Annotated in this window: 12 protein-coding genes; 9 read left to right on the top strand and 3 right to left on the bottom strand. The window is 39.9% G+C overall.

The features are described 5' to 3' along the window. Positions 1–191 precede the first annotated feature (191 nt). Positions 192–977 carry an alpha/beta fold hydrolase gene (locus LCM11_RS17010; RefSeq protein ID WP_224895489.1) on the top strand — a complete coding sequence of 262 codons (786 nt, stop codon included), beginning with the start codon at positions 192–194 and terminating at the stop codon, positions 975–977. Positions 978–989: 12 nt separating this feature from the next. On the opposite strand, the gene LCM11_RS17005 is transcribed toward LCM11_RS17010, so the two are convergent. Continuing rightward, positions 990–2,423 (bottom strand): hypothetical protein, encoded by a 1,434-nt coding sequence (locus LCM11_RS17005; protein ID WP_224895488.1) that lies wholly within the window; start codon positions 2,421–2,423, stop codon positions 990–992. A 333-nt stretch (positions 2,424–2,756) separates the two neighbouring features. After that, positions 2,757–2,930, bottom strand: coding sequence for a hypothetical protein (locus LCM11_RS17000; protein WP_224895487.1), 174 nt, complete (start codon positions 2,928–2,930; stop codon positions 2,757–2,759). A 155-nt stretch (positions 2,931–3,085) separates the two neighbouring features. Here LCM11_RS17000 and LCM11_RS16995 point away from each other — a divergent pair, with 155 nt between their 5' ends. The 7 genes from LCM11_RS16995 (at position 3,086) to LCM11_RS16965 (ending at position 10,548) form a co-directional block, all read left to right on the top strand. After that, the gene (locus tag LCM11_RS16995; protein ID WP_224895486.1) at positions 3,086–3,928 is read left to right on the top strand and encodes an alpha/beta fold hydrolase; all 843 of its coding nucleotides are present in this window, start codon (positions 3,086–3,088) and stop codon (positions 3,926–3,928) included. After that, the gene (locus LCM11_RS16990; RefSeq protein WP_224895485.1) at positions 3,925–4,530 is read left to right on the top strand and encodes an NUDIX hydrolase; all 606 of its coding nucleotides are present in this window, start codon (positions 3,925–3,927) and stop codon (positions 4,528–4,530) included. The genes LCM11_RS16995 and LCM11_RS16990 overlap by 4 nt, the downstream gene beginning before the upstream one ends. A gap of 62 nt (positions 4,531–4,592) precedes the next feature. Continuing rightward, the gene (locus LCM11_RS16985; protein WP_224895484.1) at positions 4,593–5,741 is read left to right on the top strand and encodes a trans-sulfuration enzyme family protein; all 1,149 of its coding nucleotides are present in this window, start codon (positions 4,593–4,595) and stop codon (positions 5,739–5,741) included. A gap of 448 nt (positions 5,742–6,189) precedes the next feature. Beyond that, positions 6,190–7,431, top strand: a complete 1,242-nt coding sequence (locus LCM11_RS16980) for a dicarboxylate/amino acid:cation symporter (RefSeq protein WP_224895483.1) — start codon at positions 6,190–6,192, stop codon at positions 7,429–7,431. Positions 7,432–7,693: 262 nt separating this feature from the next. Further along, a complete protein-coding gene (locus LCM11_RS16975; RefSeq protein ID WP_224895482.1) occupies positions 7,694–8,257 on the top strand; it encodes an RNA polymerase sigma factor in 564 nt (187 codons plus the stop codon). Further along, on the top strand, positions 8,250–9,074 hold the full coding sequence (locus LCM11_RS16970) for an anti-sigma factor (protein WP_224895481.1): 825 nt from the start codon (positions 8,250–8,252) through the stop codon (positions 9,072–9,074). Before LCM11_RS16975 ends, LCM11_RS16970 begins: the two co-directional genes overlap by 8 nt. Positions 9,075–9,213: 139 nt before the next feature. Next, the gene (locus LCM11_RS16965; protein WP_224895480.1) at positions 9,214–10,548 is read left to right on the top strand and encodes a copper amine oxidase; all 1,335 of its coding nucleotides are present in this window, start codon (positions 9,214–9,216) and stop codon (positions 10,546–10,548) included. A 265-nt stretch (positions 10,549–10,813) separates the two neighbouring features. Here the strand turns inward: LCM11_RS16965 and LCM11_RS16960 are convergent, their stop codons facing one another. Then, positions 10,814–10,993, bottom strand: coding sequence for a YjzC family protein (locus tag LCM11_RS16960; RefSeq protein WP_224895479.1), 180 nt, complete (start codon positions 10,991–10,993; stop codon positions 10,814–10,816). 201 nt (positions 10,994–11,194) lie between these two features. Between LCM11_RS16960 and LCM11_RS16955 the strand changes: the two genes are divergently transcribed. Then, a complete protein-coding gene (locus tag LCM11_RS16955; protein ID WP_224895478.1) occupies positions 11,195–11,767 on the top strand; it encodes a TetR/AcrR family transcriptional regulator in 573 nt (190 codons plus the stop codon). Positions 11,768–11,823: the final 56 nt, after the last annotated feature.

Raw genomic sequence — 11,823 nt, 5'->3', positions numbered from 1 at the left:
CCAAAATAGGTTGTACGTTCTCAGTTTACGCTCGAATAAATCAAAGTGTCAATTGAATATCAAGCTGTTAATAAAATAGACACAGTTGGTTTTTTAATTATAAATCAAATGTAAAATATTTACTTAATAGTATAAAGAGATGAAATTCGGAAAAGGCTAAGGTACTAGGATGGATGAGTGGGGGATGGTCAATGCCTTATTTTACTGAGAAACATGGAAAACAATTATTTTATGAGGATAAAGGAAATGGGGAAGCAATCATATTTATACATCCACCAGGGATGGGAAGGAAAGTATTTAGACAGCAGCATGCTTTAGCTGAACACTTCCGAATTATATTTCCTGATTTAAGCGGGAATGGAGATTCGGAGCTCGTGACTAAAGCTCCTGATATTACCTTCTATGCAAGGGAAATTAAACAATTAGTTGACCATTTGAGGATTGATAAAGTATCTCTTGTTGGTTATTCATGCGGTGGGATGGTTGCTCAGGAATTTGCACTAACTTATCCGAAGCGAGTCCACGCGCTTATATTGGCTGGGGGATTTCCAAAGGTTGATACTGGCGGATTGCGGTTTGAATTTTTAGTGGGCATGGAGTGGGTAAGAAAAAGCCCAGAGACGCTAGCTAAATTATTAAGTAATTCTCACTTCAGAGATCCGGACATCAAGCAGGAGTTAAGTGAACATATGGCTAAATCCAGTCCGGATGCGTGGTATGAGTTCTATAACAGAGGTTTTCGTTTCGATTGCAGCCGCAGACTTCCTAAATTAGAAGTGCCTCTTCTACTTATGTATGGAACGAAGGAATTCTGGATTAATCATCACGTGAAGTATTATTTTAACTGCCCTGATACAACCCTTGTTTACATTGAAAGGGCCTATCACCAAATTCCAGCAACACATTGGCCAATCTTTAACCAATATATTAAAGAATTTATTGAAAAAAAAGTATCATCAAAAAAAGCAGAGATTTAATCTCTGCTTTTTTTACTGTTTCTCTGCCTCAAACTTCTGGTTGACCTGCTTGGTAAAGACCGCATTTTTTAAAGTTATTTCCAGGTTAGAAGCATCTTGAACAAGGGAATCCTTAACGTTAATATAGGCGCTGTCTTCCGAACCTCCATATTCAACATTGGCCTCCTTTCCGTTATCACTTTCAATATGGACATTTTTAGGTCGTTCAAAAGCAGGTCCGCCCATTTGTCTGGGAGAAATGCCGATTAATTTTTTGGGCTGTTCAAAATCTTGAGGTCTAAACCCGAGTCGTACATCCATTCCGTGCTCACCATGAGTGTTTAATTGCTCGATATAAACATCCGTGTTATATATCTCTGCTGCCTTTTTATTAACACTTGTATTTCCTCTGACTTTTGGATTTATCTCAGAGAGATCTACATTAAAAGAAAATGAATCACCGCTAGTTAAATGGACGTTTTTCACTTCCAGTGATACCTCTTCAGGTACAGAATAAACCGGTCTGAAATATCCCTCATAAATGTTCTCTTGACCTTCTACTTTTTGCAGGAAAGGAGTGATAGGGACCTGTTTTCCGTCTTTGGTTATTAAAGTAGCATTCAAGGAGGAATTAAATTTCGCTTGTTGATGATCAACCCTTACCTTGAGAAAACTTTCTGTGATTCCCAGGTTAATTTCTAAAGGTTCGACGGCTAGTCCGTCATTTTGATATATTCTATCAAAAGTGTAATGCCCTAACCGGTTCTTATCGGGGTCGAATGCATATTGAACGGGCATGGACTTCGATTCATACATATCTCCATCAATCCGGAAGGTCATTGAGGTTAAAAGCTGTTGGTTAAACTCTTCAGGATTAGGAACCATCCGGTCCGGTTCTCCATCTTTAGGGATCGGTAACGTTTGGACCATACTATAAAGACGATTTTCAAAAATAACCCCCTCTCCATACTGCATGGGCGGTGCATGAGTGGAAAGTGTTTGTGTATCAGCATCTTGGTTCTTTTTTAATTTCACTTCTTCTACCGAAGGGACATTATTCACATAGTTATTGGTTTCTTCCGTGATTAGCGCGGATAAATCAATACTGTAAAAGATATAAATGGAGCGGCCGCTATGCCATACTTCATTAATTTGCATGCGTCCATCCCGTTGCGGCAGCTTGGCAGTTTCTTGGGGGAAAGTCGTTAATCCCTTCTCCTGTGCAAGCTCAAGACCGGGCACTCTTTCTTTATAAAAATCGTTTATTTTCTCGTAGCTTTCAACTTCTTGCCATTTGGTTGGCAGATCGTCCTGATTTACGGGTTTTGCCTTTCGTTGTGGTTTGGATTTCTGACTATATGTAATACGATCCTTACTATCTGATGTCGTCACGTATGTTCCTATCGCAAAAATCAGCAGAACGGCTATAATCCCCAGCCATTTCCATTTGTTTTTGTTTTTCCACATATGTATAACCCTTTCTCTCATTTAGTTCCTTTTAGCCGCTTCATGTCAATGAATGGTAATTTCCTTTTCGTTTACTCCTATATCTATTATACTAATGATAACAGAATTTTCGGAAATAGATGGGGTTGAATTTGGAATAGAAAGTGTCGAACGCGCTAAACGGGGTCATAATGATTGAATCTGTCGCAACAACGGTTTTGGCACTAATTTAAATAGCTTATATCAGCTTCAACGGAAAAAGGAAACTACATGCGGAAAGAAGATTTAACATAGGCCTCCACTTGTTAAGAAGGTAATAGTAAAGCCTGGCTCCAATGTATTGGAGTCAGGCTTTTAATCTTCGTCTGTATAATGATGATACATAGCTTCACCTTCGGAAGGTTTTTCTTCAGCTACTGTCTCCTGCTGTGGAACAAAAGCTTTTGTGTACGTTAGACGGCTGCTGAATATTTCGGCTGCTTCGTTCGTATCCTCTACTTTTCCTCGTCGTGGCTTTTTATTTGCCATACGAATCTCCTCCTTCAAGAATAGGTTTCCTTTGTATAAAAAAAGATAAACATGGATTTTGTTACCATAATTACAATATATGGATGACCTGAGGTGGTGTATTATTCCAACTTAAGAATGGTTTTGCTAAACTTAGAGAAAGAGGAGGTAGGGAGATGGGATCTTGGAACGTGATTATGGTGGAGACACCTAGAGGGACTTTTGAGGTATTTTGTAAGGGAGAAGGGTCGCCTCTTTGTGTCAGCCATCTATATTCAATTTTTAATTCTACAGGAGATTATTTTGCTGATTGTTTCACGGGTATGTATCAAGTATTTTTAGCGAACTTAAGGGAGGCAGGGGGCTCTGAAGCAGCTCATGAACCTTATCAATTAAGCATGATGGAATCGGTCCTGGACCTTGAAGCCATCAGGGAAGAGTTGGGATTTCCTTCTTGGTCATTCGCTGGCCATTCGACGGGTGGAATGCTCGGTTTAGTATATGGCTTGGCAGCTTCCCATTCGTTGAATCAATTAGTGATTACTAATGCGGCTGCCCGTATGTATATGGATTCTCCTAAGTGTATTTATCATCATCACCATCCACATTTTTCATATATGCAGCAATTAATTGAACAGTTGAAATCTCCTCTGTTAACGAGTGGGGAGAAGCGACACTTACAGGCTGAAAGAACAAAATTGTCATTAGTTCGTGCTTTTAAATATGAGAATTACTTCTCAAAAAATATACATAAAGAAATGTCGCGTGCCCGTATGGACTTCTTCGCAAGGGAGCTACACATTTTTGATGTTACACAGCAGCTTTACAAAATAAACGTACCCATTTGGATTGCTGCTGGAAAATATGATGTTCAATGTCCCGTGGAATTTTCTATTGAAATGCATCATTATTTAAATGATTCCAGACTAACCATCTTTGAAGAAAGTAACCACTATCCTTTTCTTGAAGAGAAAGAACGTTTCGAACATGAATTGAAAGAGTTAGGAGGCGTAAAGTGACGGAGTGGCTGCAAGTTTTTGATCATAGAGGAAATCCATTAGATGTGAAGAAACGAAATGAGATACATCGCGACGGGGACTGGCATGAAACTTTCCACTGTTGGTTTTATGAAATAAACGCAGATGGACATCTTTATTTGTTCTTTCAGAAGAGGGCTCGGGATAAAGCAGAATTCCCAAGTTTATATGACATCTCTGCGGCAGGACACATAGAAGCAGGCGAAAACATTATTCAGGCGGGGAGCAGGGAAATCTATGAGGAGCTAGGTATTTCTGTATGGAAAGACGCTCTAAAAAGTATAGGTACCTATAAAGAAGAGCTTAGTTCTGACACATTAAAAGACAGAGAGTTTTGCCGTGTGTATCTCACTCCTTATCCGGCTGAGCATGTTTTTTCACTCGGAAAAGAAGTAGAAGATGTCATAAGGGTAGAGATCAATGGATTTAATCAAGTACTTAAAGGAGCAAAAGAGTCAACAGACGCAAGTTCAGTAATAGATAATCGCAAGTTCCGTGCTGGCTATCGGGATTTTGTCCCCCATGACCAGGCTTATTACGAATTTGTTATCCAGGCTATCCTTGAAGAAGTCGAAAAACTTTGACAAAAAGTACAATTGCTCTATATAATCGTTGATTAACAGTGAAAGTGGAGGAGATCATCATTATGAAAAAACAATCATCTTTTGACACGAAAGTTGTACACAACAAAGTCGATCAAACGCTTGTCCAAAATAGTAAAAATACACCAATCTACCAGACGACAGCTTTTACTTTTAAGGATTTAGATCATCTGGAAAGTTACTATGAAGGAGACTCTCCTTATCTATACAGCCGTGAAAGGAATCCTAATACGGATGAACTGGGAGATTCAATTGCTAATCTTGAAGAAGCTGAAGCAGGGCTCGCTACTTCTTCAGGGATGTCCGCCATTTTGGCTGGTATTTTATCGGTAGCTAAACCCGGCGATCATATTGTTGCCGCTGAAGATTTGTATGGAGGCACTCACAAACTTCTCACAAAAGAACTGCAGACTTTTGGGATTGATGTAAGTATGGTATCGTTCTCGGATCAACGTCAAATTCGGGATGCTATTAATGATCGTACAAAGCTCCTATACGCTGAATCCATCTCCAATCCATTTTTACGTGTCGAGAATTTAAAAGGACTAGTCGAGCTGGCTAAGGAACATGGTATTAAAACAATGGTGGATAATACGTTTGCAACTCCTTATTTACTGCGACCTTATCCGCTTGGTGTTAATCTTGTGGTCCATAGTGCTACCAAATACATAGGCGGTCACAGCGATGTAACTTGCGGAGTACTTGCAGGCGATAAGGATTTGATCCATGAGGCAACGCAGAAAGTCGTGACGCTCGGCGCTAATTTAAGTCCGTTTGAAGCTTGGCTGACCCAGCGCGGATCGAAGACCTTAGGACTTCGAATGAAGCAGCAGTCCCACAACGCAGGTTCTGTAGCGACGGCACTTAGAAAAAATCATGCCGTGAAGCATGTGTATTATCCCGAATTTGTTTCGGATCGAGGAAACGGGGCGATTGTTACCATTGAACTTGATGCCAATATTGATCTGGATCAATTCTTTAAATCACTAGGATGGATTAAGATTGCTCCGACGCTTGCAGGACTCGAAACCACAGTGTCCTATCCCGTTCGCACCTCTCACCGTGCTTTGTCGGAACAGGATCGTGAAAAGGTGGGCATCACGGATTATATTATTCGTCTATCCATTGGAATTGAAGAGGAGGAAGACATTATTAACCAACTGAATCAGTCCATTGAAGAATCATTAAAATAAGTAAGCGGAGAAGGCAGAATTATATAAGACCTATTGAAAAGCGAACCTCTCTTATAAAGAGGGGCTGTGTATAAACAATGGTGATGTTATTCCTTTAGACCAGACAAATAACCTCGTTTGTCTGGTCTTCATTTATATACAGGGAATCTTTTGGAACATGCAACAAAGAACTTTAGATGATTATTTCCAATGTCAAAACACCCATAAACTTCACTTAAGCTGTTAGAAAGCGAGGAAGGTTTGATTCATAGGTCCTCAGCCCTTACACCTGAATGATTAGTTTGCTAGAATAGTTTCAGAAATTTTATTCAATAAATATACAATTTGTGCTATAATTCAAAAATAGCGCAATCTACTTGGGTTTCGGGGACCCTGTATCATTTTTATACCCGATTTTTTTAACAAAAACACAAGAAAGCGCTTTCATATTATTATAGGAGGTTTCGTTATGAATCTAACCACCAAAATATTTATTGGTTTATTTCTCGGTGCTGTTACGGGACTCACTTTGCACTTTGCCGCACCGGATCTCTTTGGAACGTTAGATAATTTTATATTCAATCCGTTAGGAACCGTTTTTTTGAATTTAATTAAAATGTTAGTTGTTCCTATCGTATTCTTTTCCATTACGCTTGGAACTGCTTCTCTGGGTGACCCTAAGAAGCTTGGCCGTATCGGGGGTAAAACCGTTGCATTCTTTCTAATTACTACTACGATTGCTATCAGCATTGCCCTTTCACTAGCTTATATTTTCGAGCCTGGAAATATTGAGATTGACACAGCCGGAGCCAGCTATGAGAGTGAAAAAGCTCCTTCCGTGGTTGAGACGTTTACAGGCATTATTCCTACAAATCCTATTCAAGCCATGGCCGAAGGAAACATGCTTCAAATCATAGCCTTTTCCATCTTTATTGGACTAGCCCTGGCTATTCTAGGCAAGAAGACGGAAGGGATTATGAAGTTAATTGAGCAAGGTAACGATATTATGATGTACTTGGTTAACTTAATCATGAGGTTCGCTCCTTATGGTGCCTTTGGTCTATTAGCATCCGCAATTGGAGCAATGGGACTTGAAGGTGCAAAAGCTATGGGTATGTATATGATTGTCGTTATACTGGGATTAGTTATCCACGCAATTGTTACTTATGGATCTGCCGTATCCTTCCTGGGTAAAATGAATCCATTGAAGTTCTTCAAAGGTTTCTTCCCGGCCATGACCGTTGGTTTCAGTACATCAAGCAGTAGTTCTACTCTTCCTATATCTATGAAGACGGCTCAGGAAAATTTGAACGTTCCTAAACCTGTAAGTAGTTTCGTGCAGCCTCTCGGGGCCACTATAAATATGGACGGTACAGCTATCATGCAAGGTGTGGCCACTGTCTTTATTGCGCAAGTTTATAATACAGATCTATCATTTGGGCAGCTGATTATGGTTGTACTAACTGCGGTGCTTGCCAGTATAGGTACAGCTGGTGTTCCAGGTGTTGGATTGATTATGCTTGCAATGGTACTGAATCAAGTTGCTCTTCCAGTCGAAGGAATTGCCTTGATTATCGGTATTGACCGTCTTCTGGACATGACTCGTACAGCTCTTAACATCACAGGTGATGCAGCATGTGCGGTAGTGGTAGCAGAGTCGGAGAAAAAGTATGATGATGCAAGTGAAGAAAGAGAAGCCATGCAAGCCTAGATCTTAAATCCATCATGCGTCCTTTCTATAAGAAAGGGCGTATTTTTTATGGCATAGAGAGTTGGTCACTATGCCTTTTCCAAAAGGTATTTAATTCGCAGAGGTGGGCAGACTCAAGTAAAATAATCTCATGTTTCAATCAGCCCGCTTCTAATAAAAGTGATCCAAATGAAGGGGAGTTCCGATAGCTATATAGCTTAGCTCCCTTATTAAAGATACCCTATGCTATGATGATGATATCCACCAACTAAAGGAGTGTGCTATGAGCAATCGTGATATTGAGCTCTATCGCCGGGTTGTCGAGGGTGATAAAAAAGCGCTTGAATCGATCTATGATCAATATGAAAAGCTGCTTTATTCCTTTGTCATTAAGCTATCCGGAGATCAAGCTTTAGCAGAAGAAGCCCTTCAAGAAGTATTTATAAAGATTTGGACGCAAAAAGCTCACTTCGATGAAAGTAAAGGGAAGTTTTCATCGTGGATCGTAACCATCACAAGATACACAGCTATTGACCTTATACGTAAGCATAAAAAACAGGAAGTTACATTAGAAGATGAAACAGATCTTCCTGAAGATGAAGCAGAATCTACAGAAGATTTAGTCGAATGGAAAGAGCGGGGAAGCGAGATTCGACAGGCAGTCAAAAAATTATCCGAGGAACAAAAACAAATGGTGGATTTATTTTATTTCAAAGGATTAAGCCAAAGTGAAATTGCCTCGCATACCGAATTACCGCTTGGAACCATAAAAGGCCGCATAAGGCTTGCCCTAAAACATTTAAAGAAACATTTATCAACTCAGAAAGGAGGGGTACATGATGCGTAAAGAATGCGATAAACTAATTGATTACTTTAATGATCAGTTAAGTGAAGAAGAAAAGGTTGAATTTGAGAATCACTTAGAAACATGTGCAGATTGTAAGGAAGAACTGGAAGAGTTAGAGACGCTTACTGATGATTTGCCGTTTGCTTCTGAACCTGTAACCCCTCCTGAGGACATGAAAGACCGTGTATTGGGGGAAGTGTTCTCACAACAATCCCCTGCAGCTAGTACTCGTGATGACGACGCATCCAGCGAAGAAGACCAGAAATTTTCAAATAATGATGAGTTGGATAAAGGAAAAGTGTTATTTCCCAGCGAGACGAAAGCCAAGGTTGAAAAAACACGGCCCTGGCTCTTACGGGGACTCGCAGCAGCACTAGTACTTTCAATTGCAGGAAACATTTTCGCACTTGTCGATGAACAGGAACAAACCGCTCCAGAGCCTGAGGAACCGGAGCAGCCTGATGTTGAGACTGGGACCGACCAAGTAAGATCGAGAGTACAGCTTCAATCCGAAGGAACAGAAGCTAATGCTACTGCAGCCTTGATCCAGCAGGAAAAAGGCGATATTCTTACCTTGCAAGCAGAACAGCTTGCTCAGCTTCAAGGGGAAGAAGTTTACCAGGTTTGGCTTATAGAAGGTGAAAAACCTTACCGGGCTGGAACTTTTGTAGCGAATCAAAATGGAGAAGGTGCAGTATCCTATTCTTTGAATGATTTACCAGAAGGTACAAATTGGGATGCCGTAGCTATTTCCAAAGAACCTGATGCCACGAGCCAGACTCCTCAGGGAGAAGTTATTTTAAGTTCAGAATTGTAGATAATCTCAAGTCTATTGCAGACAGCTTTTAACAGCTGTCTGCAATTTTTTTAATTTTTTTTGGAAAAAAGTGATCCAATCTTACCTTTGCTGCGATAGCTTAGTGAAAAAACAAAAACAAAGGAGAGAGGAAAACATTATGAATTTTAAAAAAGCTTTATTAGTCGTACCGATGAGTGCAACGCTATTGCTCCCTACGTCATTGGATGTTGTAAATGCTGAAGATCATAAGATGCCGGAAGTATCAACAGAAGCAGTGGAACTCCGGGCTCAATTAGATAATTTATTTAGTGAACACGCTTATCTTGCTGTTGAAACGATGAGAAAAGGGGCTGAAGGCGCGGAAGACTTTGAAGCATCCGCAGCAGCTCTATCTTCTAATACGGAAGACTTATCGAAAGCTATTTCTTCCGTTTACGGGGAAGAAGCTGGAACCAAATTTAAAGATATGTGGTCCTCTCATATTGGGTACTTTGTCGATTATGTAAAAGCTACGGGCAGTGAAGATGAAGAAGCTAAACAAGAAGCGCTGGATGAACTTAGTCAATACCGTGATGACTTCTCTACATTTATTTCAGAAGCAACTGGAAATCGTCTGAAAGCTGAAGATTTATCTGAAGGGCTGCAAATGCATGTGAACCAATTAATTGGAGCTTTCGATGCTTATGTAGAAGGAAACTATGAAGAAGCTTATATGAAAGAACGAAAAGCAATTGAGCATATGTACGGGGTAAGTAAAGGAATGTCCAGTGCTATCGTTAATCAATTCCCGGATAAGTTCAATCATACTAAAGCTGTAACCCCAGCTGCCGATCTACGTTCCAACTTGAACCATTTACTAAGTGAACACGTAGGCCTGGCCACGATGGCGATGCAAAATGGTCTTGATGGTTCAGAGGACTTTGAAGCGTCAGCTCAAGCTCTTTCCAATAACACGGAGGATCTTACAAAAGCGATGACGAAAATATTCGGTGAAGAAGCCGGTGATCAATTTAATGAAATCTGGACTCAGCATATTGATGATTTCGTGGCATACGTAAAGGCTACAGCCAATGAAGATGAAGAAAAACAAAAAGAAGCGATGCAAGCATTAGAGGATTACCGCGAAACGTTTGCCAACTTCCTGGAGGAAGGAACGAATGGTGAACTGAGTGCTGAGAAGCTCGCTCCGAGTCTCCAGCAGCACGCTGATTTCTTGTTTAATACTTTTGATCAATATGCAGAAGGAGATTATGAACAAACGTATCAAACATTAAGAGATTCATATGCCCATATGTTTGGTGCTTCCAAAGCACTTTCAACTGGGATCGTAGCTCAAAATCCGGAAATGTTTATGAGTGAACAAATGCCTGAAGAGATGCCAGATACGGGTATGGGTGGAACAGCTTCAAACCATGACATTTGGTTATATGCATCTATCCTTGCAGCACTAGCTGCCGCAGGTATTTTTATTCGCAAGCAATCCAAACAATAACTAGATGAAATAAGGATTCTCATAAAGGGAGGCTGGCATTGCCAGTCTTCCTTTTTAGTTTTAGAAATCTATAAGAATCAATAAGTTTCAAGAATCAAATTTCTTGGTAATAAAGATGGAGAAAACAATGTTTCACCATTAAAATGATTATCTATTGTTTTTATTTTATTTAAGAGGGTATGAATTAAACTAGAGAGGGAAAGTAGCAAAAAAAGGACTTTTCTGCTCGTGGAAACGGCAGAAAAGTCCTAGATTGAAAAACTGGCTATGCTTTGGTCCAGTTTGCTTCTTTGTCAGTTGAGGGGGAATTAGGGAATGGCTGACCTTTTTCAATCATAATCTCGGTATCATCCTTGTTAAGTTCGCCACCATCTAGCCGACTTACTACTTTATAGGTGCCATCTTCCGGCACGCTGTCGCCTGTTTTATAAGTGGTATTTTCCATTTTTCCTCCACCTCCTAAAGTGTAGAAGAGAACTCTATTTATTTCTCTTCCTTTGGAAAGTGTTTCACAATATATGAAGTCTAAAACAAAATAATGGGTTATTTTTGAATTCGTGAGTAAATAACTAGTTGAAAAGATGGGGAGACTAGCTTTATAATATAAGAATGAATGTTCATTCCGGTGTTAAAGGAGTTAGAATCCATGCCCGCGTCAACGACTAAAAGAGATAACATCTTAAGCAGCGCCCTTATGTTATTTGCTGAAAGAGGGTTCGATGCTACAACCATACCCATGATTGCTAATGAAGCGCAAGTCGGAGCTGGAACGATTTATCGTTATTTCGAAAATAAAGAAGTTCTAGTAAATACATTATTTCAATATTATGTAAAGATGTTTGCTGAGACACTTGCAGAAGACTATCCTGGCAATTCATCCATAAGAGAACAGTTCCATCACTTGTTCAGAGGAATGACTCGTTTTACCAGCGAACATGAGCATGCTCTATATTTCATTAAAACTCATAATGGAGCGTACTTTTTAGATAATACAAGTCGTGCAGATTTTGAACGGCTTTTAAACAGGCTGAAGCATTTCCTGGATCAAGGAAAGGAAGCAGGAGTTATTCGTGACCTTCCATCCATGGCGATGATTGCCATTATTTTTGGCGGATTTCTGGAGCTGCATCAGTTGGTGCGTTCCGGAAATATTGAAGAAACAGATGATTTATTTATTGGAGTAGAAGAAAGTTGCTGGGATGCTATACGCTATCATTAGAAACTCGATAGTGTATTTTATTTTTTATTAGGAATGAATGTTCATTCCGGTATAAA

Origin of the sequence: Halobacillus halophilus, assembly GCF_020171985.1 — a bacterium.
Lineage (GTDB): Bacteria > Bacillota > Bacilli > Bacillales > Halobacillaceae > Halobacillus > Halobacillus halophilus_A.
This window is presented reverse-complemented; position numbering and strand designations above follow the sequence as displayed.

Coding starts and splice junctions, on each gene's coding strand:
- LCM11_RS16955 (WP_224895478.1), top strand. CDS start 11,195: ATGCCCGCGTCAACGACTAAAAGAGATAACATCTTAAGCAGCGCCCTT.
- LCM11_RS16970 (WP_224895481.1), top strand. CDS start 8,250: ATGCGTAAAGAATGCGATAAACTAATTGATTACTTTAATGATCAGTTA.
- LCM11_RS17010 (WP_224895489.1), top strand. CDS start 192: ATGCCTTATTTTACTGAGAAACATGGAAAACAATTATTTTATGAGGAT.
- LCM11_RS16960 (WP_224895479.1), bottom strand. CDS start 10,993: ATGGAAAATACCACTTATAAAACAGGCGACAGCGTGCCGGAAGATGGC.
- LCM11_RS16980 (WP_224895483.1), top strand. CDS start 6,190: ATGAATCTAACCACCAAAATATTTATTGGTTTATTTCTCGGTGCTGTT.
- LCM11_RS16985 (WP_224895484.1), top strand. CDS start 4,593: ATGAAAAAACAATCATCTTTTGACACGAAAGTTGTACACAACAAAGTC.
- LCM11_RS16975 (WP_224895482.1), top strand. CDS start 7,694: ATGAGCAATCGTGATATTGAGCTCTATCGCCGGGTTGTCGAGGGTGAT.
- LCM11_RS17000 (WP_224895487.1), bottom strand. CDS start 2,930: ATGGCAAATAAAAAGCCACGACGAGGAAAAGTAGAGGATACGAACGAA.
- LCM11_RS17005 (WP_224895488.1), bottom strand. CDS start 2,423: ATGTGGAAAAACAAAAACAAATGGAAATGGCTGGGGATTATAGCCGTT.
- LCM11_RS16965 (WP_224895480.1), top strand. CDS start 9,214: ATGAATTTTAAAAAAGCTTTATTAGTCGTACCGATGAGTGCAACGCTA.
- LCM11_RS16995 (WP_224895486.1), top strand. CDS start 3,086: ATGGGATCTTGGAACGTGATTATGGTGGAGACACCTAGAGGGACTTTT.